The 26,822-nt window shown below is 72.6% G+C and carries 22 protein-coding genes; 11 read left to right on the plus strand and 11 right to left on the minus strand.

Going from position 1 to position 26,822, the window contains the following annotated elements; translation table 11 throughout:
• Positions 1–2: 2 nt before the first annotated feature.
• Positions 3–770, minus strand: coding sequence for an LppU/SCO3897 family protein (locus tag Val02_RS47625; protein WP_239153421.1), 768 nt, complete (start codon positions 768–770; stop codon positions 3–5).
• A 292-nt stretch (positions 771–1,062) separates the two neighbouring features.
• Between Val02_RS47625 and Val02_RS28870 the strand changes: the two genes are divergently transcribed.
• Complete coding sequence (locus Val02_RS28870) at positions 1,063–1,752, plus strand: neutral zinc metallopeptidase (protein WP_239153408.1); 690 nt, start codon at positions 1,063–1,065, stop codon at positions 1,750–1,752.
• Here Val02_RS28870 and Val02_RS28875 read toward each other — a convergent pair.
• The 5 genes from Val02_RS28875 to Val02_RS28895 all read right to left on the minus strand — a co-directional run bounded on the left by Val02_RS28875 (position 1,729) and on the right by Val02_RS28895 (position 10,242).
• Complete coding sequence (locus Val02_RS28875) at positions 1,729–2,958, minus strand: bifunctional glycosyltransferase family 2/GtrA family protein (protein ID WP_203902389.1); 1,230 nt, start codon at positions 2,956–2,958, stop codon at positions 1,729–1,731. The genes Val02_RS28870 and Val02_RS28875 overlap by 24 nt on opposite strands.
• Positions 2,959–3,363: 405 nt before the next feature.
• Positions 3,364–5,556 carry an ArnT family glycosyltransferase gene (locus Val02_RS28880; RefSeq protein ID WP_203902390.1) on the minus strand — a complete coding sequence of 731 codons (2,193 nt, stop codon included), beginning with the start codon at positions 5,554–5,556 and terminating at the stop codon, positions 3,364–3,366.
• On the minus strand, positions 5,553–7,130 hold the full coding sequence (locus tag Val02_RS28885; protein WP_203902391.1) for a sensor histidine kinase: 1,578 nt from the start codon (positions 7,128–7,130) through the stop codon (positions 5,553–5,555). The genes Val02_RS28880 and Val02_RS28885 overlap by 4 nt, the downstream gene beginning before the upstream one ends.
• Positions 7,108–7,830 (minus strand): response regulator transcription factor, encoded by a 723-nt coding sequence (locus Val02_RS28890; RefSeq protein WP_203902392.1) that lies wholly within the window; start codon positions 7,828–7,830, stop codon positions 7,108–7,110. Before Val02_RS28890 ends, Val02_RS28885 begins: the two co-directional genes overlap by 23 nt.
• Before the next feature lie 57 nt (positions 7,831–7,887).
• Positions 7,888–10,242, minus strand: coding sequence for a putative bifunctional diguanylate cyclase/phosphodiesterase (locus Val02_RS28895; protein ID WP_203902393.1), 2,355 nt, complete (start codon positions 10,240–10,242; stop codon positions 7,888–7,890).
• Between the two features lie 269 nt (positions 10,243–10,511).
• Between Val02_RS28895 and Val02_RS28900 the strand changes: the two genes are divergently transcribed.
• Together Val02_RS28900 and Val02_RS28905 are read left to right on the plus strand one after the other, a co-directional pair.
• Positions 10,512–13,490 (plus strand): S8 family serine peptidase, encoded by a 2,979-nt coding sequence (locus tag Val02_RS28900; protein ID WP_239153409.1) that lies wholly within the window; start codon positions 10,512–10,514, stop codon positions 13,488–13,490.
• Between the two features lie 70 nt (positions 13,491–13,560).
• Entirely contained in the window at positions 13,561–14,019 is a 459-nt protein-coding gene (locus Val02_RS28905) for a hypothetical protein (protein WP_203902395.1), read from the plus strand.
• Here the strand turns inward: Val02_RS28905 and Val02_RS28910 are convergent.
• Together Val02_RS28910 and Val02_RS28915 are read right to left on the minus strand one after the other, a co-directional pair.
• Complete coding sequence (locus Val02_RS28910) at positions 13,982–14,578, minus strand: SemiSWEET family transporter (protein ID WP_203902396.1); 597 nt, start codon at positions 14,576–14,578, stop codon at positions 13,982–13,984. The genes Val02_RS28905 and Val02_RS28910 overlap by 38 nt on opposite strands.
• 51 nt (positions 14,579–14,629) lie before the next feature.
• A complete protein-coding gene (locus Val02_RS28915) occupies positions 14,630–17,041 on the minus strand; it encodes an ATP-binding SpoIIE family protein phosphatase (protein ID WP_203902397.1) in 2,412 nt (803 codons plus the stop codon).
• A gap of 82 nt (positions 17,042–17,123) precedes the next feature.
• Between Val02_RS28915 and Val02_RS28920 the strand changes: the two genes are divergently transcribed.
• The 7 genes from Val02_RS28920 (at position 17,124) to Val02_RS28950 (ending at position 23,561) form a co-directional block, all read left to right on the plus strand.
• The gene (locus tag Val02_RS28920) at positions 17,124–17,363 is read left to right on the plus strand and encodes a YiaA/YiaB family inner membrane protein (RefSeq protein ID WP_239153410.1); all 240 of its coding nucleotides are present in this window, start codon (positions 17,124–17,126) and stop codon (positions 17,361–17,363) included.
• Between the two features lie 42 nt (positions 17,364–17,405).
• Complete coding sequence (locus Val02_RS28925) at positions 17,406–18,530, plus strand: hypothetical protein (protein ID WP_203902398.1); 1,125 nt, start codon at positions 17,406–17,408, stop codon at positions 18,528–18,530.
• Between the two features lie 153 nt (positions 18,531–18,683).
• Positions 18,684–19,565, plus strand: coding sequence for a ricin-type beta-trefoil lectin domain protein (locus Val02_RS28930; RefSeq protein WP_203902399.1), 882 nt, complete (start codon positions 18,684–18,686; stop codon positions 19,563–19,565).
• A gap of 84 nt (positions 19,566–19,649) precedes the next feature.
• Positions 19,650–20,342, plus strand: coding sequence for an NAD(P)H-binding protein (locus Val02_RS28935; RefSeq protein WP_203902400.1), 693 nt, complete (start codon positions 19,650–19,652; stop codon positions 20,340–20,342).
• Positions 20,343–20,352: 10 nt separating this feature from the next.
• A complete protein-coding gene (locus Val02_RS28940) occupies positions 20,353–21,813 on the plus strand; it encodes a S10 family peptidase (RefSeq protein ID WP_239153411.1) in 1,461 nt (486 codons plus the stop codon).
• Positions 21,814–21,822: 9 nt separating this feature from the next.
• A complete protein-coding gene (locus Val02_RS28945) occupies positions 21,823–22,467 on the plus strand; it encodes a phosphodiesterase (RefSeq protein ID WP_203902401.1) in 645 nt (214 codons plus the stop codon).
• Positions 22,464–23,561 (plus strand): carboxylate-amine ligase, encoded by a 1,098-nt coding sequence (locus Val02_RS28950; RefSeq protein WP_239153412.1) that lies wholly within the window; start codon positions 22,464–22,466, stop codon positions 23,559–23,561. The genes Val02_RS28945 and Val02_RS28950 overlap by 4 nt, the downstream gene beginning before the upstream one ends.
• A gap of 57 nt (positions 23,562–23,618) precedes the next feature.
• Here the strand turns inward: Val02_RS28950 and Val02_RS28955 are convergent, their stop codons facing one another.
• The gene (locus tag Val02_RS28955; RefSeq protein WP_203902402.1) at positions 23,619–23,816 is read right to left on the minus strand and encodes a hypothetical protein; all 198 of its coding nucleotides are present in this window, start codon (positions 23,814–23,816) and stop codon (positions 23,619–23,621) included.
• Positions 23,817–23,913: 97 nt separating this feature from the next.
• Here Val02_RS28955 and Val02_RS28960 point away from each other — a divergent pair, with 97 nt between their 5' ends.
• Complete coding sequence (locus tag Val02_RS28960) at positions 23,914–25,239, plus strand: DUF2252 domain-containing protein (protein ID WP_203902403.1); 1,326 nt, start codon at positions 23,914–23,916, stop codon at positions 25,237–25,239.
• Here the strand turns inward: Val02_RS28960 and Val02_RS28965 are convergent.
• Together Val02_RS28965 and Val02_RS28970 are read right to left on the minus strand one after the other, a co-directional pair.
• Positions 25,225–25,818, minus strand: coding sequence for a pentapeptide repeat-containing protein (locus tag Val02_RS28965; RefSeq protein ID WP_203902404.1), 594 nt, complete (start codon positions 25,816–25,818; stop codon positions 25,225–25,227). The genes Val02_RS28960 and Val02_RS28965 overlap by 15 nt on opposite strands.
• The gene (locus Val02_RS28970) at positions 25,811–26,812 is read right to left on the minus strand and encodes a potassium channel family protein (RefSeq protein ID WP_239153413.1); all 1,002 of its coding nucleotides are present in this window, start codon (positions 26,810–26,812) and stop codon (positions 25,811–25,813) included. The genes Val02_RS28965 and Val02_RS28970 overlap by 8 nt, the downstream gene beginning before the upstream one ends.
• Positions 26,813–26,822 lie beyond the last annotated feature (10 nt).

Below are 26,822 nucleotides of genomic sequence, written 5' to 3' on the forward strand. Positions count from 1 at the left end.
GATCAGCGCTTGCGCAGGCACAACACGTAGTCGTTGGACGAGCCGGAGGTCTCGTCGTGGGTGTACGAGGCGTCGTAGCGTCCCACTCCGGCACCGTCGCAGCGGGCCTTGTCCGCCGTACCCGGGATCTTCGCGACGACTTCGTAGGCACCCGACGTCGTGCAGGGGACCTTCTTCAGCGCCGGGCTGCTGTCCGTGCCCTGGTTGATGAAGCAGTCGCCCTTGACGAACGTGTCCGGGTCGTCGCCGCCGTTGCCGGCCGTGGTCGGCGCGGCGGTCGGGGTGCGGGTCGCGCTGGGGCGGCTGGTCGCACCGGCCGAGCCGGTCGCGCTCGGGGTGGCCGACGCGGAGGCGCCGGGGCCGGCCTTGTCGTTGCCGTCGTCCTTGGAGTACTGGTACGCCGTGTAGCCACCGCCACAACACAGCGCGAGCACAACCACGGCGACGATCGCGATGATGATCTTGCCCGAGTTACCGCGCGACGGGGGCTGGGGAGCGCCCGGGAAACCGCCGCCGGGAGGCGGGGGAAAGCCACCACCGGGGGGCGGGAAGCCACCGCCGCCGGGAGGCGGGTAACCGCCGCCGGCACCACTGACCGGCGGGTAGCCCGGATCCTGGTAGCCACCGCCCGGGAAGGCCGAGGTGGGCGGCGGCGGAGGCGGATAACCTCCGGGTTGCATGCCGGGATCCTGCGGGTACTGCGGTGCCCCGTAGGGATCCTGGGGTGGCGGCCCACCCCAGGGCTGCTGGGGAGGATCGTAGTTGGACATCAAACTCCTCGGGGTGCTGACCGTGTGCCGAACGGGGCACGGCACCCGTCGCACGGTAGCGAACAGCCGCCAGTCGCGCCGTCCGGGCGTGACCGGCGTCATAGCCTAGACAGAACCGGTGCGGAGTCGGCACCCCCCGCCCCCTGTCGGGTACAGGTCGAACCTAATCGCCTCGCCTGTGCCACGCCACCTACCTGGCCGTTCGCCTTTCGGGTGGTGACCGGTCGATGGACGGGTGGCCCGATCGGCTGACGGTGCATGCTTCGTCCACGGACGGGTAATGACGCTGTCGATGCGCTCACGAATCGGTTTACTCGTCGCGGCGGCCCTCATCGCTGCCGCGTGTGCCGTCGGGGGCGGGTCCGGTTCGGACGAGCCCTCGTCGCCGGCCGCCAGCGGGCAAGCCGAACGGCGGCCGAACGCCGACGAGTTCCAGGACGACATCGAGGGTGCCGTCGCGGTGGCCGAGGCGTACTGGACGGACCGGTTCAGCCAGGGCGGGCGGCGGTTCACGCCGATCCGGCGGGTCTTCCCCTACCGTGCCGAGGGCGAGGTCACCTGCGGCGCACAGGTGGTGCCGGCGAACAACGCCGCCTACTGCCCCGACGGCGACTTCATCGCCTACGACGTGAACTGGGCCGTGCGGGCCTACGCGCAGGTCGGCGACGCCTTCCTGTACTTCCTGCTCGGGCACGAGTACGCGCACGGGATCCAGGTGCGGCTCGGGCTGCGCTACGAGTACACGATCGAGCAGGAACTCCAGGCGGACTGCCTCGCCGGGGCGTACATCGGCGACTCGGTCAAGGCCGACCGGCTGACCCTGGAGGACGGCGATCTCGACGAACTCCGCCAGGGGCTGCAGGCGGTCGGCGACGACCCGGGCCAGCCCTGGTTCGCCGAGGGCTCGCACGGGTCGCCGGAGCAGCGCACCGACAGCTTCTTCAAGGGATACGAACAGTCAACGCGCGCCTGCGACGTGTGATCCCACGCCCGCGACGGTCGGCTTCGCGCCGTCGACGGGTGCCCGTCGGAAGACCCACGCCCGCATCAGCAGGAACCGCACCAGGGTGGCGCCGGCGTTGGCCGCGCACAGCACCACCAGCTCCACGCCGCGCGCCGGCGTCGGGTCCAGCGCGTGCAGCAGCCCGAGCGACCCGCTCGTCAGCGCCAGCCCCAACCCGAAGATGAGCAGCCCCTGCGCCTGATGCCGGCCGGCGCCCGCCCGCCCGCGCACCCCGAACGTCAGCCGCCGGTTGGCCGCCGTGTTCGCCACCGCCGTGATCAGCAGCGCCGCGAGGTTTGCCGCCTGGGCCCCCAGGGCCGGCCGCAGCAACGCGAACAGCACCAGGTACGCGAGCGTGCTCGCCACGCCCACGCCCGCGAAGCGCACCAGCTGCGGCGCCAGCCCAGGCGCGCTCCCGCGGATCTCGCCCGGTGACACGGGAGAGGTCGCGAGCCGCACGATCCCCTTGAGGTCGGCGATCACCGTGGAGACGATGTCGACGCGGCTGTCCGGATCGTCGACCCAGTCCACCGGCACCTCGTGGATGCGCAGTCCGGCCCGCTGCGCCAGCACCAGCAGTTCCGTGTCGAAGAACCAGCCGGTGTCCTCCACCTGCGGCAGCAGCCGTTCGGCCGCGTCCCGCCGGATCGCCTTGAACCCGCACTGCGCGTCGCTGAACTCCGCCGCGAGGGTGCGCCGCAGGATCAGGTTGTAGCCCCGGGAGAGGATCTCGCGCTTCGCGCCGCGCACCACCTGCGAGCCGCGGGCCAGTCGCGAGCCGATCGCGAGGTCGGAGTGCCCCGAGATCAGCGGGGCCACCAGCGGCAGCAGCGCCTTCAGGTCGGTCGACAGGTCCACGTCCATGTACGCCAAAACCGGGGCGTCCGAGGCGCTCCAGGCCTCCTTGAGCGCCCGGCCCCGCCCCTTCGCCGCGAGGTGCACCGCGGTGACCCCGGGCAGTCGCGCGGTGAGACCCCGCGCCACCGCCGCGGTGCCGTCGACGCTCGCGTTGTCGGCGACGGTGATGCGAAAGGGGTAGGGGAAGTGCTCGCTCAGGTAGGCGTGCAGGCGCTGCACGCAGGGCGCCAGGTCCCGTTCCTCGTTGTAGACCGGGATGACGATGTCGAGCACGGGCACGTCGGTGGTCGCGGCCCGGCCCTGCCGCGGGAGCGTCTCTGTGGTCATGGAAAGACGGTGCGGCGCGGCGCTGTCGAGATCGTTTACGACCGCTGTGCACGACCTGTGAAGCCTTTTACAGGCCTATTGCCACGGTCCTCGGGCGCGCTCTGCGCTCCGCCGCCGGCAGCAGCGGCCAGGCGTCCACAATGGACTGTTCGAGGCGCGTGACGCGGAGGCCCTGTCTGGCGACCGGATCCAGCGTGCACGATCAGGTCCGCCGCGCCCTTGCGGCGCACCCGCGGCGGGACCGAGGCGTGGATCGGCCCGTCGAGCGGCTGGCCTCGCCTTCGGCGAGCGCGTCGAGGATGTCGTGGCGCATGTGGCTCAGCGTGCGGCCGCCGTCCGGCCGGCGTCCAGGCCGAGGCCACGCCTGTGGACAGGCGTGGCCTTGCCTGTGGACGGGCGTCGGCGCTACTTCGCGGTCAGGTCGTAGACGGTCTGGCCGCCCACCGTCTTGGCCGGGTAGCTCGCGGCTACCCAGGTGGCGATCTCGGAGCCGGCGTTGCTGCCGCCGTTCTGGCGTCCGCCGCCGAAGCCTCCGCCGCCGATGAAGTAGTGCACCCGGCCCTGCGCCACGTACTCCTGGAACTGGGCGAGCGTCGGAGCCGGGTCGCTGCCGTTGAAGCCGCCGATCGACATCACCGGCTTGCCGAGCGCGAGCTGGATGCCGGCGGCGTTCTGCGAACCGACCGTCGCCGCGATCCAGGTGTACCTGTCGGCGTCCTGGTTGAGGAGGGCGACGAGTTCGGCGTCGGGCGTGCTGGCGTTGAGCAGGCCGCCCATGCCGCCGCCAGCGCGCTGACCGCCGGGGCCGCCCTGGGCGCCTTGTGCGCCGGGCGGCTGGGCGGCTTGGGCGCCACCGGTCGGGGGCCGGCCCTGGAAGCGGCCGCCGTCCTGACGCTGCCCGTTGCCGCCGTTGCCGTCGGGGCGCTGGCCGCCGGGGAAGCCGTTCTGGCCGCCGGGGGCACCCGGGGCTCCACCGCCCGGGAAGCGCCCGCCGCCGCCGCGGCCCATGCCGCCGGCCACCGCCGGACCGGCCGTCACGATCGAACCCTCCTTGCCGGCCGACACCGTCTCCAGCGAGTACCCGACCGGTGCGGCCATCGCCGCCGCGATCGCCACCGCGGCCGCCAGCGGCGCCAGGTGGAACCGCCCGAGCGCCGAACGGGCCCGCCCCGGCAACGCCGTCAGCGCCAACCCCGCGGCGGCCACCAGCCCGCCCACGAGCACCGTCGGGCGCAGCCACGGCTGCCAGTCGGCGCTGCGGCCCAGCAGGGTGTACGCCCACACCGCCGACCCGGCGACGGTGGCCGCCAGCACCAGGGGTGCCCAGACGGTGTGCCGCCGCGACCAGAGCAGCGCGGCGCCCGTTCCCACGAGTGCTCCTACCGCCGGCGCGAGAGCGACGGTGTAGTAGGCGTGGAAGATGCCCTGCATCTGGCTGAACACGACGCCGGTGACCAGCAGCCAGCCGCCCCAGACGATGAGCCCGGCCCGGGTGCGGTCGGTCCGCGGCGCGCGGCCGGTCACGACCAGACCGGCCACCAGGAGGATCAGCGCGGCCGGCAGCAGCCACGAGATCTGGCCGCCGATCTCGGCGTCGAACATGCGCGTCCAGCCGGTCTGGCCCCACGCGCCGCCGTTGCCGCCGCCGACGCTGCCCACCTCGTTGCCCGTGAGGCGGCCCAGGCCGTTGTACCCCAGGGTCAGTTCCACAATGCTGTTGTTCTGGGAACCGCCGATGTACGGCCGGCTCGAAGCGGGCCACAGCTCGACGGCGGCGACCCACCAGCCGGCCGAGGCGACCATCACGCCGCCCGCGGCGAGCAGGTGCCAGACCCGCTTCCAGACCCCGACGGGCGCGACGACGAAGTACAGGAGCGCCAGCGGCGGCAGCACGACCAGCGCCTGCAGCATCTTGGCGAGGTAGCCGAACCCGACGAACGCCCCGGCCAGCAGCAGCCACTTCAGCGAACCACGTTCGGCGGCCCGCAGCGTGGCCCAGACGGCGGCGACGAGCAGGAGCACCAGCAGCGCGTCCGGATTGTTGAAGCGGAACATGAGCACGGCCACCGGCGTCGTCGCGAGGACCGCACCGGCGAGCAGCCCCGCCGCGGCGGCCCCGCCCCGGGAGAGCCGTCCGGCGAGCGAACGCCGCACCGTCGCGTACAGCAGCCCGACCGTGGCGACGCCCATGAGCGCCTCGGGGACCAGCATGCTCCAGCTGTTCATCCCGAACAGGCGGGCGGACAGGCCCATCACCCACAGCGCGCCCGGCGTCTTGTCCACGGTGATCGCGTTCGCCGCGTCGAAGGAGCCGAAGAACCACGCCTTCCAGCTCTGCGATCCGGCCTGTACCGCGGCCGCGTAGTAGGCGTTCGCCCAGCCCGAGGCGGAGAGGCCCCAGACGTAGAAGACGCCGGTCGCGGCGAGCAGGGCCAGCACCGCCGGCCGGATCCAGCGCGGGTCGTCGGCCGGTCCCCGGAGGAGCCGGGCGGCCCGGCGGCGAGCCGTCGGCGCGGAAGCCTCGGCAGCGGTCCGGTCCGAGGCCTCGGCCGCTTCCGGAGCCGCCGGCGCGGCGGCAGGGTCAGTCTGTGCGGTCATGACTCCACGGTCGGACCCGCGGCTATCGCGACGGTGTGTCCTACCTGTGCGCCGTCTGTGAACAGCGGCAGCCGCACGGTGAACTCGGTGCGCCCGGGCACGCTGCGCACCTCCACGGTGCCGCCGTGCGCCGCGACGACGGCCGCCACGATGGACAGGCCGAGGCCGGTGCTGCCGGCGGTACGCGAACGGGCGCTGTCGCCGCGCGCGAAGCGTTGGAAGACGGCGGGTTGCAGGTCCGGTGGGATCCCCGGCCCGTCGTCGACGACCGACACCACCGCTGCACCATCCACTGTGGACAGTCCTACTTGGACGGTGGTGCCGGGCGGCGTGTGCGTGCGGGCGTTCGTCAGGAGATTGCCGATCACCTGGTGCAGGCGCGCGTCGTCGCCGACCACCTCGACCGGTTCGTCCGGCAGGTCCAGCCGCCACCGGTGCTGCGGGCCGGCCGCGTGCGCGTCGCTCAGGCTCTCCACGACGAGGGCGGACAGGTCGACGGCGTCGCGTTCCAGCGGGCGGCCGGCGTCCAGGCGGGCCAGCAGAAGAAGATCCTCCACCAGGGTGGTCATCCGGGTGGCGGCCGCTTCGACCCGTTCGAGCACCTGGTTGACCTCGGGTGGGCTCTGGGCCGCCGACCGCCTCCCCAGTTCCGCGTAGCCGCGGATGGCGGCAAGGGGCGTTCGCAACTCGTGGGAGGCGTCCGCGGCGAACTGCCGCAGGCGCGTCTCGCTGGCGTGCCGGGCGGCGAGCGCCGCGTCCACGTGCCCGAGGAGCCGGTTGAGCGCGGCCCCGACCTGGCCCACCTCGGTGCGCGGGTCGGTGTCGGCGGCCGGCACCCGCTCGGCGAGCGCCACGTCCCCCGCGTGCAACGGCAGCTCGGCCACGCGGCCGGCGGTGGCGGCGACGCGGCGCAGCGGCCGCAGGTTGCGCCGGATCACGACCTGCCCGCCGAGCAGGGCGGCGGCGAGCGCGATCAGCGTCACCAGCGCCTCGACGAGGAGCAGGTTGGCGATCGTGGCGTTGGTCTCGGCGAGGCTGAGCCCGGTCACGGTGATCCGTTCCGGCATCCGGTCCGGGCCGTTGCCGCGGCCCGCCCAGCGCATCGCCTGCACCCGGTACTCGCCGAGTTCGCCGAGGTCGACGGTGCGCGCCCGGCCGTCGACCGGGACGCCGAGCAGCACCTCCAGGGCGTCGGCCGGCACGTCGGCGGTGGTCGACTCGTCGGCGGTGGTGGCCGAGTGCGGGATGATGTACTTCGCGTCGACGACGGTCCCGTCGGTGCGGCGCAGCACGAGGACGGTGCCGGGCGCGTTGCCGGCCCGGCCCAGCTGATCGGAGGCGTCCGAGGCGCCGCCGCCGTTCGGGCGGGGTCCGCCGAAACCGCTGCGCATGCTGGCGTCGGCCAGCCGGCCGTCGACCTGTTCGATCAGGAAGTCGCGCATCGCGACCGCCGTGACCGCGCCGATGGCGAGGCTCACGGCGGCCAGCAGCAGCGTCATGACGGCGAGCAGCCGGGTCCGCAGCGACCACGTGGAGGGGCGCCAGCGCCGTTCAGCCGGCGGGCTTGAGGACATAGCCGGCTCCGCGCATCGTGTGGATCATCGGTGGGCGGCCGGCATCGATCTTCTTGCGCAGGTACGAGATGTAGAGCTCGACGACGTTCGCCTGGCCGCCGAAGTCGTAGTTCCATACCCGGTCGAGGATCTGCGCCTTGCTCAGCACCCGCTTGGGGTTGCGCATCAGGTACCGCAGCAGTTCGAACTCGGTCGCCGTCAGCGGCACCGGATCGCCGCCACGGTGCACCTCGCGGCTGTCCTCGTCCATCGTGAGGTCGCCGACGACGAGCAGCGCGTCGGTGTGCGCCGCCGTCATCCCGGCCCGGCGCAGCAGACCCCGCAGCCGCGCCACCACCTCCTCCAGGCTGAACGGCTTGGTGACGTAGTCGTCGCCGCCCGCCGTGAGGCCGGCGATGCGGTCCTCCACCGCATCGCGCGCCGTGAGGAACAGCACCGGCACCTCGGCCTGTTCGGCGCGCATGCGGCGGAGCACCTCCAGCCCGTCGATGTCGGGCAGCATCACGTCGAGCACCACCGCGTCCGGGCGGAACTCCCGCGCGGTGCGCACGGCGGAGGCGCCGTCGGCGGCCGTTCGCAACTCCCAGCCCTCGTAGCGCAGGGCCATCGACAGCAACTCCGTCAGGGCCTGTTCGTCGTCGACCACGAGAACCCGCAGCGGGCTGCCGTCCGCGCGGGTCGCCTGACCCTCTGCTCGCATCGTCACCCCTTCACGTTCCCGGTCGGGGCTGTGCGGCGCCCATACCAAACCTGTGTACTACCTGTGAACGCCCGCCGTCACCGGAACGGCCAGCCGACGCCCCGCCTCCGCGGCCGGCAGCGGCCTGTCGAACAGGTACCCCTGCCCGATGCGGTAACCCATCCGGGCCAGCATCGCGGCCTGTTCCTCGGTCTCCACGCCCTCGGCGACCGCCTGCAGGCCCAGCCCCTCGGCGATCTGGATCATCGCGTTCGCCACGACGGCCTCGCCGCCGCCGTTCGTGATGGTGGCGATGAACGACTTGTCGACCTTGAGGATGTCGACCGGGCAGGTGCGCAGCAGACCCAGCGACGAGTGGCCGGTGCCGAAGTCGTCCAGGGCGATGCGCACCCCCAGCGCCGACACCGCCGCCAGCGCCTCGACCGCCGGGCCGTTGTCGAAGACGGCCGTCTCGGTCACCTCGACGACCAGGCGTTCCGCCGGCAGTTCGACGGCCCGCAGCGCGTCGGCGACCTCCGCGGCGAACCCGGGCTCGCGCAGCTGGCGCGCCGAGATGTTCACGCCGACCGCCCACTCCCGCGCGGCGCCGTGCTCCCGCAGCCACTCCGCGGCCTGCCGGCACGCCTCGCGCAGGATCCACCGCCCCAGCGGCACGATCAGCCCGGTCCGCTCGGCCACGCCGATGAACTGGTCCGGCGCGACCAGGTGGCCCAGCGGATGCCGCCACCGCACCAGCGCCTCGGCGCCGAGCGGCTCTCCCCCGGGCAGGCCCACCACCGGCTGGTACAGCAGGTGGAACTCCCCTCGGTCCAGCGCGATCCGCAGCTCGGCCCCGGTCTGCGCGTCGCTCTCCGCACGGTGGTTGAGCCGCGGGTCGTACCGGACGCCGCGCCCCTTCCCCGACTCCTTCGCGGCGTACATGGCGACGTCGGCGCGGCGCAGCAGTTCGCCCGGTTCGGCGTCGCGGGCCCCGTCGGCGTAGCCCGTGCTGGCCCGCACGAGCAGGTCGTGGCCGGCCACCCGGATCGGGCGGTCCAGTGCGGCACCGAGGCGTTCGACGATCGCGGCCGCGGCCTCCCGCTCGGCGAAGGCGAGGATCGCGAACTCGTCGCCGCCGAGCCGCGCCACCACGTCGCCGCCGCGCACCTCGGCGCGCAGCCGGCCGGCCACCTCCACCAGGAGTTGATCGCCGACGTGGTGGCCGAGCCGGTCGTTCACCGCCTTGAAGTCGTCGAGGTCGACCAGCCCGACGATGAACGGGACGTCACCCGCCGCCGCGTCGAGGACCCTCTCCTCGAACGCCACGCGGTTGGCCAGGCCGGTGAGATAGTCGTGGCTCGCCTGATGCACCAGCCGTCGCTGCGCCTCCCGCACGTCCAGCAGGGTCGCGTCGACCTGGCGCAGCAGTCCGGCGTTCTCATAGAAGGCACTGATCTGCCGGACCACGACGATGACGGTCAGCACGACGGCCGCGACGGCGACGGGCAACTCCGCCTCGGCCCGCGCCACGGTGTAGAGCAGCAGCCCGTCGGTCGCCGCGACGGCCAGGTACGGCAGCAGGCTGAACGGCCGACGCGGCCCCACCGGCGCGACCGGCCCGGCGGCGGAGATCGCCGTCCGCAGCTGGGTACGCGCGGCGAGCGTCATGAACAGCAGCAGCACCGGCATGTTGACCTGCGTCGGGTCGAGGTGCGGCTGCGGCTCGAACATCGGCCCGACCAGCGCGCCCGACGACGCGATCGCAGCGCCGATGACGATCAGGCGCAGCGCCCTCGGGTCCAGCCCGCCGGCCCCGACCAGCGCCAACTTGAGGATCGCCATGACGCTCAGGCCGCCGAGCACCATGAGGATCAACACCGGTGCGTCGGACTGCCCGAAGTTGGTCGGCTCCCTCGACGCGTCCGCCGGCTTCAGCACGTGCTCCAGGAGGTACCAGATGAACGTGCCCACTGTGATGATCACGATCCCGGCGTCGGCGGTGAACCGCAGCACCGACGCACGCGTGACCTCCCGCGCGGCCGGCAGCCGGAACAGCCCCACGATGACGGCCACCATGGCGACCATGTTCAGGACGACGGTCCCGGGGCCGAGCGGGTGCGGCTCGCCGACCGGCACCCGCATGGCGTCCACGGCCTGGTAGACGGTCGCCGCCCCGATGGCCACCTGAGCGAGCGCCATCGCCAACCAGAACTGGCCGAGCCGGCCGGGCAGCTCCGGCAGTCGCGCCACCACCAGGCAGGGCACCGCGCCGATGACCGCGGCGAGCGGCGGGCCGGCCCACAGCAGCCACACCGGCCCCACCGGCCCGGTGGCGTTCGCCACGAACCACGCCGACGCCAGGGCCGACACCACGGCGAGCGCCACGACGGAGCCGTCGACAAGTGTCAGCCGACCCCTTTGCCGGACATCCATCGCGCTCCCACCACCGCTCCCCCGTGCTACGTAACAGCCATCGGCCGCGGTGATCCGGACCTAAGTGCACCGGGGCACCCTCGTTCCGCCCCTTGACCATCCAGCACATTCGGCGCCATCTCTTCCCGCTGGTCAGCAACCCTCATAGGCTCCGTGCTCACTAGGGGAATCCGTCGATGTCCCCGTTTCGGCCCCTTTCGAGGGATGGGTCGCGGCCCGACCGCACAGACGCTGTCGGGCGTCCGGATGCCACGGAGGTTGGTAGGCCAGTGTCGTTACCAGTTCGGTCGGGTCGTAAGCGCCCGGTTCTCCTCGCGATCGCCACCACGGCGGTCACTCTTGTCGCACTCGCCCCGCCCGGCTCGGCCGCCGCCGCACCGGAGCAGGCGGGCATCTATATCGTCCAGCTCGCGGGCGCGCCGATCGCCGGCTACACCGGTGGGGTCGCCGGCATCGCGGCCACGAAGCCGACGCCCGGCGCGAAGATCGACACCAAGGCGTGGAACTTCACCGCGTACCGCGATCACCTGCGGACCAAGCGTGCGGAGGCGCTCAAGGGCGCCAAGGTCGACGCGAAGAAGACCGTCGCCACGTACGACACGACCCTCAACGGGTTCGCGGCGAAGATCACGCCGTCCGAGGCCGCGAAGCTGAGCCGCACGGCCGGTGTCGTGAAGGTCGTCAAGAGCGAGGTCTACTCGACGAAGACGATCAGCACGCCCGCGTTCCTCGGGCTCGACGGGGCGACCGGCACGTGGAAGAAGCAGTTCGGCGACGTGTCGCACGCCGGTGAGGGCACCGTCGTCGGCATCATCGACACCGGCATCTGGCCGGAGAACCCGTCGTTCGCGCCGCTGCCGGAGCCGCGTCCGGACCAGGACGTCATCGACGCCAAGTGGCAGGGCGAGTGCCAGTACGGCGACGAGCAGCCGGTCGACTGCAACAACAAGCTGATCGGCGCCCGGTACTTCAACCTCGGTTCGGTCGACATCATCGACGAGGAGTTCGTCTCCCCGCGTGACTTCGACGGGCACGGCACGCACACCGCCAGCACCGCGGCCGGCAACAACGACGTGGCCGCCGTGATCAACGGCGTCGAGGTCGGCAAGGCCAGCGGTATGGCGCCGGCCGCGCGTCTCGCCGCCTACAAGATCTGCTGGGAACTGCCGGACTTCAGCACCGCCAACTGCGGCAGCGCGGAGACGGTGGCGGCGGTCGAGGCGGCCGTTCTCGACGGCGTCGACGTCATCAACTACTCGATCGGCGGCCCCTCGGGCGCGACGACCGACATGGTGAGCAGCGCCTTCTACTACGCGGCCGCGGCCGGCGTCTTCGTCGCGACCTCGGCCGGCAACACGCCGGGTGCGAGCACCGTGGCGCACGTCAGCCCGTGGACCACGACGGTGGCGGCCAGCACCCACGACCGCGCCTCGTCGAAGTCCGTGACGCTCGGCAACGGCGCGACGTACACCGGTGCCGGCATCGGCCCGGCCGTGCCGTCCGCCCCGCTGGTCGACGCGGCCGTCGCCGGCAAGGCGGGGGTCGACCCCGCCGAGGCCGAACTGTGCTTCATCGACTCGCTGGATCCGGCGAAGGTGACCGGCAAGATCGTGCTCTGCCGGCGGGGCGTCAACGCGCGCACCGACAAGAGCTTCGCGGTCCAGCAGGCCGGCGGTGTCGGCATGGTCATGTACAACCCGGCGCCGAACTCGCTCAACGCCGACTTCCACTACGTCCCGTCGGTGCACGTCAACCACACGGACGGCGCGGCGATCAAGGCCTACGCGGCGACCACCGGCGCGACGGCCTCGCTCGCGGCGGCCGTGAAGGTGACCGCGCAGGCGCCGGCGATGGCGTCGTTCTCCTCGCAGGGCCCGGCGGTGGCCGGTGGCGGTGACCTGCTCAAGCCGGACATCACCGCGCCCGGCGTGGACGTCATCGCGGCGGTCTCCCCCGCCGGCAACCTGGGCAACAACTTCAACGCGCTCTCCGGCACGTCGATGTCGAGCCCGCACATCGCCGGTATCGCGGCGCTGCTCAAGTCGAAGAACCCGACGTGGTCCCCGATGGCGATCAAGTCGGCGATCATGACGACGGCCGGCCAGGTCGACAACACCGGCGCGCCGATCCAGCGCGACGGCGCGGCGGCCAACCCGTTCGACTTCGGCTCGGGCCACGTGCGTCCGGGGTCGGCGTTCGATCCGGGCATCGTGTACGACTCGACGCCGCTGGAGTGGACGCAGTACTCGTGCAGCATCGACGAGCACCAGTACTTCGAGGACGGCACCGACGTCTGCGGAGTGCTCCCGCAGAGCGACCCGAGCGACCTCAACTACGCCTCGATCGCCGTCGGCGACCTGGCCGGAAAGCAGACCATCACCCGCACGGTCACCAACACGACCAACCAGGCGAGCGTCTACTTCCCGCGGGTCGAGGCCCCGGCCGGCTACACGGTGAAGGTGACCCCGTCCGCGCTGACGGTGCTGCCGCGCAAGAGCGCCTCGTTCACCGTGGAGATCACCCGGACGACGGCCGCGAAGGGCACCTGGGCGTTCGGCTCGCTCACCTGGTCGGACCTGCGCGGGCACTCCGCGCGGAGCCCGATCGCGGTGCGCGGCGCCGACCTGGCGGCCAGCAACCAGGTCCTGCTCCAGGGCGCCAGCGGCAGCCTGCCGCTGTCGGTCCGCTCGGCCACGGCCGGCACGCTGACCACCAAGGCCTACGGGCTGGTCGAGTCGACCACGCACACCCAGCACATGACGGGCCCGGAGACGGGCTTCAACACGGGTGCGCCGGCCGAGTCCCCGGGTGCCAAGAAGGTCACCGTCACGGTGCCCGCCGGCAGTAAGGGCGCGCGGTTCGCCACGTTCGACAGCGACCACGTCAAGGCGACCGACGTGGACCTGTTCCTGTACAAGGACGGCGCGCTGGTGGGCACCAGCGCGGGCGGCACCTCCAACGAGGGCATCTCGGTGACGGAGCCGGGCACCTACGACGTGTGGGTGGTGGCGTTCGCGCTGCCGCCGGGCGTTCCGGAGGTCGACACGGTCCTGCACTCGTTCGTGGTGCCGGGCACCTCGGGCGGCAGCCTCTCGGTCACGCCGACGACCCAGTCGGTCACCCCGGGCAAGGCGGCGACCGTGACGGCGAGCTGGAGCGGCGCCGTCCCGGGCAAGCACTACGTCGGGGTGGTCGAGTACGCGGTCGGCACGGTGACGGACCGGACGGTCCTGGTCATCAACGCCTGATCCACGGCAACCGCTGACACGACGGCTACGGGCCGGTGGGAGCTTCCCGCCGGCCCGTACGCTGTCCGGCATGCCATCGACGGAACAGGCGCCGCCGCCGTCCCCCGCCGCGCTGCTGGCCGTCCTGGGCAGCGGCATCGGCGGGCTGATCCTGCTGGCGGTGCCGTTCGTGCCGTTCGCGCGGGTCTACGGGGACTGGCTCGTCAGTGACGTGCGGCCGCGGTTCGACGAGCCGGCCGGTTGGGTGTGCGTGCTCGCCGGTGTCGTCGCCGTGCTGCTGCCGGTGCTGGCGCTGGCGCTGCGCAATCCGGCGTGGCTGCTCGGCGCGCTGGTGCCCGGCCTCGCGGCGATCGGCCTGACGCTGTGGTTCGTCACGCAGCGGCTGCCCGCGTACACGCGGCTGAACATGAGCGTCGACCTGCGCGTCGGCGGGATGCTCTGCTACGCGGCCGGGCCGCTGCTGATCGCCAGCACGATCCCGGCGTTCATCGTCACGCGGGCGCGGCTGCGGGCACAGGATCCGACCTGAGCGTGCGCATCAGCACGACCAGGGAAATGGCGACGGTCGTGAGGGCCGTTCCGTACACCGGCGGCTGGGCGGTGCCGAGGCCGTAGACGCTCCACAGGACGGCGCTGCCGATCGCCAGCAGGTACGAGGTGGGTGCGAGGCCGTCCAGCGGGCCGGGCTGGAGTACCATGATCAGCTGTGGCGCCTGCCGGACGATGGAGATCACCGTCGCGGAGAACCCGAGCGCGAGCGGCCCGCCCAGCGCGTACGCGGCGCCGGCGATGCCGATCCAGCCGGCCACGGTGAGCGCGCTCCACAGGCGCGACGCCGACGTGCGGCGGGCCACGAGCACGGCGACCACGACCATGCCGATCAATCCGGGGACGTTCGCGACGATCTGGGCCGGGTCGCGGCTGGCGAGTCCGTAGGCCAGCCAGGTGCCCGCCATGAGCACACCCAGCAGCGCGGTCGGGTAGGAGACGCCGTCCGCGTGCGAACTGCGTATCAGCCGGACGATCTGCGGCACCGACACCGCGGTACCGATGGAGGCGGCGACGAGGCCGATCAGCGACAGGAGCACGAAGCACCAGTTCGGAAGCCCGGCGCACGGCTTGAGCAGAGGTTAGTTACCTCACTGGCCGAACTGGCGCTCCAGGGCGAACCAGACCACCTTGCCCCCGCCGGTACGCGGCTCGAAGCCCCAGTCCGTCGCCAGCACCTCGACGATGTGCAAACCGCGGCCGGTCTCGCTCTCGGCGCCCACGGCGCGCTTGTCCGGCTGGCGGTCGCTGCGGTCGCGGACCTCGACGCGCAGCTGCCGCGGCCCCAGCACGAGCCGAACGCCCACGTCGCCCACGGTGTGCTGCACCGCGTTGGTGATCACCTCGCCGAGCAGGAGGCAGGCGTTGTCGATCAGCGCGCCCTCGCCCCACGCCTTGAGGATGTCGGCCGCGAACCGCCGCGCCGCCGGCGCGCTGGCCGCGTCCCCGCCGAAGCGCCGCTGCGCCGAGCGCACGTCCCGCACCGGCCCGGCGTCCACGCTGAGGGAGAGGATGGCCACGTCGTCGCTGCGCGGGTAGGGGCCGACGTCGGCCGCGAGCACGTGGTCGAGCAGCGCGTCCGGGTCGGACAGCGGGGCCGCCGCGACGGCGTCGCACAGGTCGGCGAGGCCCTGGTCGATGTCGTACCGCCGGTCCTCGACCAGCCCGTCGGTGTAAAGCAGCAGGTTGCAGCCGGGCGGCAGGAGAAAGCTGGTGTCCAGGTAGGTGGCGTCGCGGCGGACCCCGAGCGGCGGCCCGGACCGCAGCCTCATCGGGGCGGCGGCGCCGTCCGCGCGCATGACCGGCGGCGGGTGCCCGGCGAGCACGGCCGTCCCGGTGCCCTCCGCCAGGTGCAGTTCCAGGTAGCAGCAGGTGGCCATCGCGTCCGGCTCGACGCGCAGGAGCAGGTGGTTGACCCGTTCGAGCACGCCGGTCGGCGAATGGCCCTCGGCCGCGTACGCCCGCAGCGCGTTGCGCAACTGGCCCATGGTGGCGGCGGCGTTGGGGCTGTGCCCGGCCACGTCGCCGATCACCACCGCCACGGCGTCGGGGCCGAGCTGGATCACGTCGTACCAGTCGCCGCCGACGTCCGCACCGTGCGTCCAGGGCAGGTAGCGGACCGCGTGCCGGGCGCCCCGCAGGTTGGGCAGCGCCGCCGGCAGCAGCGCCCGCTGCAGGTCGGCGGCGATCGACCGCTGGGCCTCGAAGAGCAGCGCCCGCTGCAGCGCCTGCGCGCACAGCCCGCTGAACGCCCGCAGCGTGTCCTTCTCCGCCTCGCTGAACGGATGCGGGTCGCGGTACCCGATGACCATGCTGCCGAGCACCCGACCGGCGGCCGCCAGCGGCAGGAACGCCCACGACCGCCGCCCGCCGGAGCCGATGGCCTGCTCGGGGTCGGGCTGCGCGGCGACGAACTCCTCCAGTTCGGAGATGAACCGCGCCCGGCCGGTGCGGGCGACCTCCGCCGCGGGGTAGTCGTGGTGCACCGGGATGTCGGCGAGGCGTTCGACGATCGCGGGCTCGTAGCCGGCGTGGTAGCGCAGCACCAGGCGGGCCTCGTCGCGCAGCAGCACCACCAGTCCCTGGCCGCCGGCCGAGGGCCGCACGACGGAACCCATGGCCGCGTAGACCTCGGCGGGCGTGCTGGCGGCGGCCAACGCGGCCGTCACGGTCTGCAGGGCGGCGGTGCGCTCGGCGGCCTCGACCGCCGACGCCTCGCTGCGGGCGATGCGGTCCCGCTGGAGCACCTGCTCGGTGATGTCGCGGTAGGAGACGGCCACGAAGTCGAGGTCCATGCGGGTGATCTTGATGTCCCACACCTGGCCGTTGCCGTCGGTCGCCTGGTCGCGCCAGGAGGTGCCGGTCGTCACGACCTGGCGGTAACGAGCCAGCATGCTGGTGCCGAGCGGCCCGGGGGTGATCTCGCTGACCCGGCGACCGATCACCGCCTCGGCGTCGAGGCCGGTGAGCTTGGCGCCGACCTGGTTGAGGTACTCGCAGACGAAGTCGGACGGGATGCCGCCCGGCCCGGGCACGGCGCGCAGCAGCACGAACCCGTCGAACGCCGCGTCCAGCACGTCGTACAGCCGCACCCCCGCCTCCGCGGTGGAGCGCAGCGTCAGCTGGGAGACATCCAGGAAGCAGGCGGCGAAGCCGTCCCCGCACGGCATGATCCGAAAGGTGAAATGCCCGGCGATGGACTGCTTGTCGTAATAGACCGTGCGAACGGCGGGGACGCGTTCCTCGACGACGCGCACGTAGGTCGGCAGCGTGTCCTCGGTGACGGTCTCCGGCCACAGCTCCCGGTAGCGCCGGCCGATCATGTCCGACGCCGGGGCGCCACCCAGAATCTGTGCACCGGCCTGGTTGAGGAAGACCAGTTCGAAGTCGACGATCCGGCCGTCCTCGCGCACCGCGCGCGCGATCGCCCAGCCCTGGGTGTCCAGGTCAAGCATGGCGAGGACGTCCGCCATCGGCAGACCGTCCAGCCCCACACCCGTCATCGCGTCAGCCTAACCGGTTGAGTACCACTGGTAGGTAGTCGTACTCAGGCCGCGACGGCCGCCCGGCCGCAGGCTTCTTTCCATGACCTCACCGATGCCCCAGGCCGTGGCGCACAAGACCACCGCCGCCTTCTACTTCCAGTCCGCGGTCTCCTTCGCCGTCTCCGTCGCCGCGATGATCGCGGGGCTGATCTATCTTCCGGTGAACGCCTGGATGCGCGGCTTCCTGGCGATCGGCCTGCTGTACGTCGTCACGTCGTCGTTCACGCTGGCCAAGTGCGTGCGCGACCACCAGGAGTCCACGGGTCGTTTGCTGCAGTAGGGACAATCACGTGCGGAGCGACCGCCGGCGTAAGGGGAGACGATGACCGACTGGACCTGCACCCGGTGCGGATCCGCCAATCGGGCCGACGACCCACAGTGCGCCTCCTGCGCGGCCGCCCGACCGGAGAACGCCCAGGTGGACGCCGCCTGGACGACCCCGCGCACCGGGCCGGCGTTCCAGGAGTCGCCCGGGTACGTGCTGCCCGGGTTCGAGGGGCTGCTGGGCGGTGGTGGGCAGGCGGCGCCGCGGGAGGTGCCGCCGGACCCGATGCCGCCGACCGGGGAGATCCGGCGCAGCTACGACCTCTTCACCGGCATCCTCGCCCCGCAGGCCGAGCAGCCGCCACAGCCGCCGGTCGAGGAGCCGACCGTCCCGCTGGCTCCGGCGGGCGGCATGAACTTCCCGCCCATCCCGCCGCCCGGGCCGTTCTACGAGCAGCAGCCGCCCGCGTACGTCCCGCAGCCGATGCCCCAACCGGCCCCGCAGCCCTTGCCGCCCCAGGAGAACATCCCGCCGGCCCGCAGCGGCGGCTGGCCGACCTCCGCGAAGATCCTCGTCGGGGTGCTCGCGGTGGCGCTGGTCGCGCTGGCGGCGTTCCCCCTGATCAACGCCCTGGGGGACGACGGCCGGGACACGACCGGCCCGACCGGACCCACGACGGAGCCGGGGGCCACCCCGCCGGTCAGCACCGCGCCCGCGACGCCCTCGGCGCGGTCGTCGCCCTCCCCGAGCGGCATCCCGGCCCGCGTCGGGCTGGTGACGATCACGGCCGGGATCACCCATCCGGGGACCGTCGCCGTGGCCACCACCTTCGACACGTTCTTCGCCGCGGTGAACAACCGCGACTACGACAAGGCGCTCGCCCAGTACGACCCGACCGGCGTGGTGAACACCAACGACAGGGCGCAGGTCGACGCGTTCAAGCAGGCGGTCTCCACCACGTTCGACAGCAAGATCGTCCTGCAGTCGGTCGCCGACGCGTCCGGTCAGGCGGGGGCGGTGTCGGCGCGGGTGACGTTCCAGAGCCAGCAGCAGCCGGGGTTCGGCCCCAAGGGGCGGGAACAGGAGACCTGCACCGCGTGGGACGTCACCTATACGCTCACGCAGAGTACATCCGGCAGTTACCGAATTCTGCGCTCGACGGCCACTAGTGCGGCCTGCTGAACATCGAGGGGGGTAATTGATCCGGAACCTCCCACACGCTACGGTGCTGCCGTGCGCGAGAGCGGGATCACACCGGCGGGGGACGAAGCACTGCCGGGAAGGCTCAGGGTCGCCGGTTACCTTCCGTCACCGGAGGGATCGACAACCGGTGAGTTGACTACGGTAGGTGACGGGCCGACCGCACCCCGGATCCCCGCGCCACGCGCGCCGCTCGAAGGGGAAGAGTTCGTCGAGGCGCCCGACGAGGCGTCCACCGTTCTCATGCCGAAGGTGGGGCCCGAGCCGGTCATCGACCTCGGTGCGCCCGAGCAGCGCGACCTCGCCGAGAGCCACGAACTCCTGCCGAGCCTGCCCGACGACGACGAGCCCCGCCACCGGCGCTGGTGGCTCGTCGCCGTGCCGGTCGTCGTGATGCTGTTCATCGCCGTCATCGCCGCCGCGTGGCACCTGAGCGGCAACCCCGACGACCCGCCCGGGCCCGACCCGACGCCGCCCGTCGCGCTGCCCACCGGCCCGGTCGACCCCGACGCGCCGACCAGCCCCGGCGCCGCCAACATCGCCCCGGGCGGCAGTGCGACCGCGTCCGGTTCCCGCCGGCCCAACACCTCCGCGACGCCCGGCGGCGGTGGGACGACGTTCACCCCCGGCCCGCCCGTGGCGCCTACTCCCGGCCCGCCGCTGCCCGTCAAGAACTCCGCCGGCCGGTGCGTCGAGTCCGGCGACGGCGGCCGGGTCGCGCTCGACTTCTGCGGCAGCGAAGCCAACCAGCAGTGGCAGGAGAACGGCGGCACGCTCACCTCGCAGGGCAGGTGCCTCTCCCTGAACGACGGCGACACGGCCAGCGGCACCCGCGTCGAGACGGCCGAGTGCACCGGCGACGCGAGCCAGCAGTGGCAGAAGCGCGCCGACGGCACCTGGGTCAACGCCAAGTCCAACCGCTGCCTGGACACCGAGCTGAACTCGACCCTGCCCGGCGCGCGACTGATCATCGCCGACTGCAAGGGCTCTACCAGTCAACGCTGGACGATGGGCTGACGGACGGTCGTCCGCGCTCTCGCGGGCACGTGATAGAAAGCGCGTGCGACGACCACGTCTCCGATCGGAAAAGGAAAACTACTCATGACGGGCCAACGCCGGGTGGTCGTGTTCGGCGCGACCGGCACCGCGGGGTCAGCGGTGGTCCGCGAGTGCCTGGCCGACGAACGGATCGCCGAGGTGCGTGCCATCACGCGCCGCTCGCTGGGCTTCGCCGACCCGAAGCTGCGTGACATCCACTGCGCCGACTTCGCGCACCCCGAGGAGATCGCCCACCAGCTCACCGGCGTCGACGCGTGCTTCTTCTGCCTCGGCGTCTCCGCCAGGGGCAACGACGAGGAGTACTACCGGGAGGTCACGCTCACCTACCCGCTCGCCGCCGCCGACGTGCTGCGCGAACGGAGCCCGGAGCACACGTTCGTCCACCTGTCCGCGGGCGGCACCGACACGAGCGGCCGCTCCCGCATGCTCTGGGCGCGGGTGAAGGGCGAGACGGAGAACCAGCTGCGCCAGGCCGGCCTGCACCGGCTGATCATCGCGCGGCCCGGCTACATCCACCCCGCACCCGACCACCGGCCGAACGGGGCCGGCGCGGCCCTGCGCCGGGCGATCTTCCCCACGGTGAACGCCGTCCTGCCCGGACTGGCCATCCGCGCCGAGGACCTGGCGCGCGGCATGATCGAGGCGGCCCTGGGCGACAGCGACCTCGCCGTCGACGGCGTGCTGGACAACCGGGCGCTGCGTGCCCTAGCCGCCCGCCGCACCGCGCACATCTAGGCTGGTGCCGGTGGGAGATCAGAAGGTGGAAGAGCAGCAGGCCGAGAAGGCCGACCGGCCGGAGCCCGCCGACGACGTCGTCACTACCGCGCACGAACTCGACGGGCTGCGCTACACCGCCACCACCGGCCGGGTCGTGCTGCGCTACGAGAAGCAGACCGACGGGGCGTTCGACGGGCACAAGGCGCAGGCCGAGATGTTCGTGACGGCGTACACGGCCTCCGACGCCGACCCGCTGCGCCGGCCGGTCACGTTCGCGTTCAACGGCGGGCCGGGTTCGGCGAGCGTGTGGCTGCACCTGGGGATCCTCGGCCCGCGCCGGGTGGACATGGGCGACGCGGGCGCGCTCAAGCCGCCGCCGTACGGGCTCGTCGACAACGCCGAGTCGCTGCTGCGCGACTCCGACCTGGTCTTCATCGACCCGATCTCGACCGGCTACTCCCGCACCGTCACCGGCGGCAAGCCGAAGGACTTCCACGGGTACACCGCCGACATCGAGTCCGTCGCCGAGGTGATCCGCCTGTGGACGTCGCGGCACGGCCGGTGGCTGTCGCCGAAGTACCTCTGCGGCGAGTCGTACGGAACGCTGCGGGCCGTCGCCGTCGCACGCCACCTCCAGGAACGCCGCGGCATGGCGTTCAACGGGCTGATCCTGCTGTCGTCGGTGCTGGAGTTCGGCACGATGGAGTTCGACGGGGAGAACGACCTGCCGTACCCGCTGTTCCTGCCGACGTACGCGGCGATCGCGCACTATCACGGGCTGCACGGGGACCGGCCGCTGCGGGAGGTGCTGGGCGAGGCCGAGGAGTTCGCGCAGCGGGACTACCCGTGGGCGTTGGCGCGCGGCAGCCGGATGTCCGCGGCGGAACGGGCCGGTGCCGTCGCGACGCTGGCCCGGCTGAGCGGCCTCTCCGCCGACTACGTCGACCGGGTCGACCTGCGCATCGAGCACGTGCGCTTCTTCACCGAACTGCTCCGTTCGCGCCGGCGCACCGTGGGGCGTCTCGACGGGCGGTTTCTCGGCTGGGAGGCCGACTACGGCCGCGAACGTTTCAGCTCCGACCCCTCGTACGACGCGATCCTGGGGCCGTTCACGGGTGCGTTCAACCACTACGTGCGCGCCGAACTCGACTACTCCAGCGACCTGCCCTACGAGACGCTCAACCGGGACGTGTATCCCTGGTCGTTCAAGGAGTTCGAGGGGCTGTACCCGCAGGTCGTCGACAAGCTGGCGGCCACCATGCGGGCCAATCCGCACCTGCGCGTCTACATCGGCAGCGGCTATCACGACGGGGCCACCCCGTACTTCGCCACCGAGCAGACGGTCGCGAAGCTGGCGATCCCCGACGAGCTGCGCGGGAACATCGAGTTCCAGTACTTCGAGGCCGGCCACATGATGTACATCCACGAGCCGAGCCGGCTCGCCCAGTCCGAGGCGTTGCGCGCGTTCGTGTCGCCGCCGGCGGGGTAACAGCGGCGGGTGCTCGATCGCCTGCTCTTCTCCGCGGCCGCCGCCGTGGCCCGGCTCCGTCACGCGCGTGTGATGCATCCGCGCGGTCGTTCCTTCTCGGGGGAACTGGCGGTGCGCCGGCCCGAGGTGCCGTTCGGCGCGGGGCTGCTGGACCGGCCGGCGCGCTACAGGGCCACCGTGCGGCTGTCCAAGGGGACGCCGACGCCGCGCGGCTGGCCCGACGTGCTGGGGCTGGCCGTGCGGGTGCACACCCGACGCGGTCCCCGCGACCTGCTGCTCTCCTCGTCGGGTGCGCGCCCGCTGCTGCGGCACCTGTTCCTGCCGCGTCGACGCGTGAACGGCTTCTACGGTTCGCTCGCCGGCTACCGCACCCGCCGGCACGGGCGGCTGTTCCTCGGCGCGGCGCTCGACACCGGCCGGCGGGAGGCGATCCTGATGGCGGCGACGCGGTTCGGGCGCTGGCGGCCCTTCGCGCGGCTGCGCGTGGGGCGGGGGCTCTCGCGGCGCTTCGACACCCGGCTGGCGTTCGACCCGATCGGCAACACGGCACCCGACCTGCGGCCGGTCGGAGTGATCCAACGCTTGCGTGGCCCCGTTTACCGGGGTTCACAACGCGGGCGCAAACACCGTCTGCCGCTTACGCTTCTCCGGTGACAGACCCTGTGGTCGGCGCCACGATCGGCGTCGAGGAGGAGTTCCATCTGGTCGACCCCGAGACGGGGGAACTGGTGGCGGGCGCGCGGCGCCTGCTCGCCGCGGACACCGGGCGGACCGGCGCGGACGCCGAGGCCGAGCTGCGCCTGTCGATGATCGAGATCGCGTCCGGGGTCTGTACCTCGCTGGACGAGCTGCGCGCGGATCTCGCACAGCGCCGGGCGGCCCTGCGCACCGCCGCCGAACGGGTCGGCCTGGCGGTCGCCGGCTGCGCGACGGTGCCGGACTCGGGGACCGGCCGGGCGGCGATCTATCCCAACGAGCGCTACGAGTGGATGGCCGACCAGTACCGGCAGCTGGTGGACGAGCACCAGATCTGCGCCACCCAGGTGCAGGTGGGTGTGCCGGACCGGGACCTGGCCGTGCGGCTCACCGCGCACCTGCGGCCGTGGCTGCCGGTGCTGCTGGCGATGTCGGGCAGCTCGCCGCTGTTCCGGCGGGCGGACACCGGCTACGCGTCGTACCGTTCCGTCGCGCTGTCGCGCTGGCCCACGTCGGGGCCGCCACCGCTGGTCTCCTCCGCCGCCGAGTACGACGCCGCCGTCCAGGAACTCGTCGACTCCGGCGCGATCTGCGACGCGGGGATGATCTACTTCGACGTCCGGCCGTCGGCGCGCTATCCCACGCTGGAGATCCGGGTCAGCGACGCCTGCCCGCTGCTCGACGACGTGGTGCTGCTCGCCGGGCTGGCCCGGGCGCTGGTGGTGACCGCCGCGCAGTCCGTCGACGAGCCGGGTCCGGCCTACCCGCTGCTGCGCGCCGCCACCTGGCGGGCCGCCCGCTCGGGCCTCGACGCCGAACTGGTGCACCCGGTGACCGGCCGTCCCGTGCCGGCGGCGGATGCGGTGCGGGCGCTGCTGGAACACGTCCGACCGGGGCTGGAGAGCAACGGCGACCTGGCGATCGTGCGGGAGCTGACCGCGGACCTGCTGGCGCGCGGCACCTCGGCGCGGCGTCAGCGAGCCGTCCTGGCCGGCGGCGGTGACCTGCGCGACGTGGTCGACTCGGTGGTCGCGGAGTGCCGCAGGACCTGACGACAGGACGACGGCCTCCCGTGCTGACCCACGGGAGGCCGTCTGGCCAGGGGTTCTTTACACGCGCGAGCGGCGGCGGCGGGACCAGCCCCCGGTACGCCCACGCCACGCGGTCCCGACACCGGCCAGGTGCAGCGCGACGCACAGCAGACCCGCGTACGTCAGCGTCATGGAGCCGATCTCGCCGATGGACGTGTTGGTGAGGTCGAAGAGGAGCGCGAGGCCGAACAGGACGGCCGCGACGATGGCGAGCATTTTTGCCTCCGGGGGTTGACAGGTACGGATGTGATACCCATCCCCCTGTCCGGTTACACGACACCCCAGGTGCCCAGGGGAGATAGCGTGACCGGCTATGAGTCGACTCTTCGCCGGCTGGCGTGACCCCGCGGAGCTCGTGGCGGAGGGGGCCGCGGCCCGGGCGCGCGTCCCGGTCGAGGAGATCACCCGCCACGCGGCGCGCGCCGACCGCGCGCACCCGCACGACCTGGTCGCCGCGAGCAACGTCGACCGCGTCGCCGACCTGATCCCGCTGCGCTACGAGCGGATGTCCACGTCGCCGTTCGCGTTCCTGCGCGGGGCCGCCGTGGTCCTCGCCGCCGATCTCGCGGGAACGCCGACCAGCGGGCTGAACGGCCACATCTGCGGGGACGCGCACGCCTCCAACTTCGGCCTGTACGCCTCCCCCGAGCGGCGCCAGATCATGGACGTGAACGACTTCGACGAGACCGTGCACGGGCCGTGGGAGTGGGACCTGAAGCGCCTCGTCGCCAGCCTCGCGGTGGCCGCCCGCGACAACGGGCTGAGCGAGGACGCCGGACGCAAGGCCGCCCGGGACTGCGCCACCGGCTACCGCGCGGCGCTTGCGGAGCTGGCCGAGATGCCGCTCTTCGACGGCTATTGCATGACGACGTCGATCGAGACGCTCGAGAAGATCGACATGAAGGACCTCGTCGAGACGTTCGACCGGGTGCGCAAGAAGGCGAAGAAGAACACCAGCAAGAAGGTGGTGTCGAAGTTCACCCAGCGGCTGTCGCACGACTCCTGGCACTTCGTGCCCGACCCGCCGATCCTCACGCCCGTCCCCGACAAGGAACGCGACGCCGTGATCGCCGGCCTCGACGACTACGGCGACTCGGTGAGCGAGGAGATCCGTTCGCTGCTGTCCCGCTACACGGTGGTCGACGTGGCGCACCGCGTCGTCGGGCTCGGCAGCGTCGGGCTGCGCAGCTACGTGGTGCTGCTGCACGGCAACGGCGACGAGGCGCTGGTCCTGCAGGTCAAGCAGGCCCGTGAGTCGGCGCTCGCCGCGCACCTGGACCTGCCGCGGCACGACCACGAGGGCCGACGCATCGTGCACGGCCAGCGCTGGATGCAGACCGTCAGCGACATCCTGCTCGGCTGGACCACGATCGAGGGCCGGCCGTACCAGGTGCGCCAGTTCCGGGACATGAAGGGCAGCATCGACCCGAGCCTGCTCAAGGCCGACCAGCTCGACGACTACGCGCGCGTGGTGGGAGTCGTGCTCGGCCGGGCGCACGCCCAGTCGATCGACCCGCGGGTGCTGCACGGGTACTGCGACGCCGACGGGGAGGGCTTCGACACGGCGTTCGAACGCTTCGCCGTCGCGTACGCCGACCAGACCGAGGCCGACCACGGGGCGTTCCTAGCGAAGCTCTAGTCCCAGCGCCTGAGCGATCACCACGGCCTGCTCGGCGGTGATCAGCGCACCCCGCACCTCGGCCGTCGTCGGGTCGAGCGCGGTCAGGTCGCTGCCGCGCAGGTCCGCCTTCTCCAGCCGGGACTTCTGCCAGCGCGCGCCGGAGAGGTCGCAGCCCGCGAGGGTCGTGCCGCGCAGGTCGGCCCCGCCGAGGTCGGTCTCGCGCATCCGCACCTCCCGGAACGCCGCCCCGCGCAGGTCGGCGCCGGCCAGCCCGACGAACGACCAGTCCCCGCCGCTGACCGTCAGCGGCCGCAACCCGCACTCCCGGAACGTGCTGCCGGTCAGCTTGCACCCGTCGAACGCCGCCTCGAAGAGCACGCACCGGGTGAACTCGCAGCGCAGGAACGCCGCGTCGGTGTGCCGGGAGGCGTTGAACCGCACGTTGCCGAACCGGCAGTCGGTGAACGTGCTGCCGCGCACGACCGCCTCGGTCAGGTCGACGTCGGAGAACGTGCAGTCGACGTACGCGCGGTCGACGATCTCCTCGCCGTAGAGGTCCTCGTCGGTGAAGGACTCGCCGACGAACTCCTCACTCACCCGGGTCGCCCTGGATGATGACCAGCCTGTCGCCGTGCTTGACCTCGCCGGCCGCGGCGTAGCGGAGGAACGTTCCGGCGCGCATCACGCCGAGCACGAGGCCCGGCAGCTCGGCGGGCTTGCGGCCGACCTCGTCGAGGCGGGCGGGGCGTTCGACCACGTCGAGGCCCTTGCCCTGGTTGAGCAGGTCGTCGAGGACCTGACCGACCGCGGGCGAGTGGGCCAGCAGCCGGCCGGCCGCCTCGGAGGAGGTGACCACGCTGTCGGCGCCGCTGTGCCGGGCCAGCGGGGCGTTCTCCGCCTCGCGGACCGCCACCGAGATCGGCACCGTGGGGTTGAGCTGGCGGGTGGTGAGCGTGGTCAGAATCGCGGCGTCGTCCCGGTCGACCGCCACGATCACCCGCGCCGCCCGATCCACCCCGGCCTCTCTGAGCACGATGGAACGGGTGGAGTCGCCGACGACCGCCACCAGCCCTTCACCGGTCGCCTCCTTGACCCCGGCCGGCCGGTTGTCGATGACGACGATCCCGCTGCGCGCCAGCCCGTTGGAGAGCAGAACGTTGACCGCGCTGCGCCCCTTGGTGCCGTACCCGACGACGACCGTGTGCCCGTGCAACCTCGACCTCCATCGGTTCAGCCGCCACTGCTCCCGGGTCCGGGTGCCGAGCACCTCGAACGTCGTGCCGACCAGCAGGGCGAGGAAGAACAGCCGCAGCGGCAGGATCACCAGGACGTTCACCGTCCGGGCGGAGACGCTCACCGGGGTGATGTCGCCGTAGCCGGTCGTCGAGAGGCTGACCGACGCGTAGTACACGGCGTCGAGCAGGGAGACCTCGTCGTCGGCGTTGTCCCGGTAGCCCTCGCGGTCCAGGTACACGGCGGTGGCCATCAGCAGGATCGCCCCGAACGCGTAGAACAGCCGCGTGGACATCCGCATCAGCGGCCCCCGCGGCGGCACCGGTAACCGGACGGTTGCCCGGTCGGCGTCACTCACGCACAGAACC

This window comes from Virgisporangium aliadipatigenens, assembly GCF_016863615.1.
Lineage (GTDB): Bacteria > Actinomycetota > Actinomycetes > Mycobacteriales > Micromonosporaceae > Virgisporangium > Virgisporangium aliadipatigenens.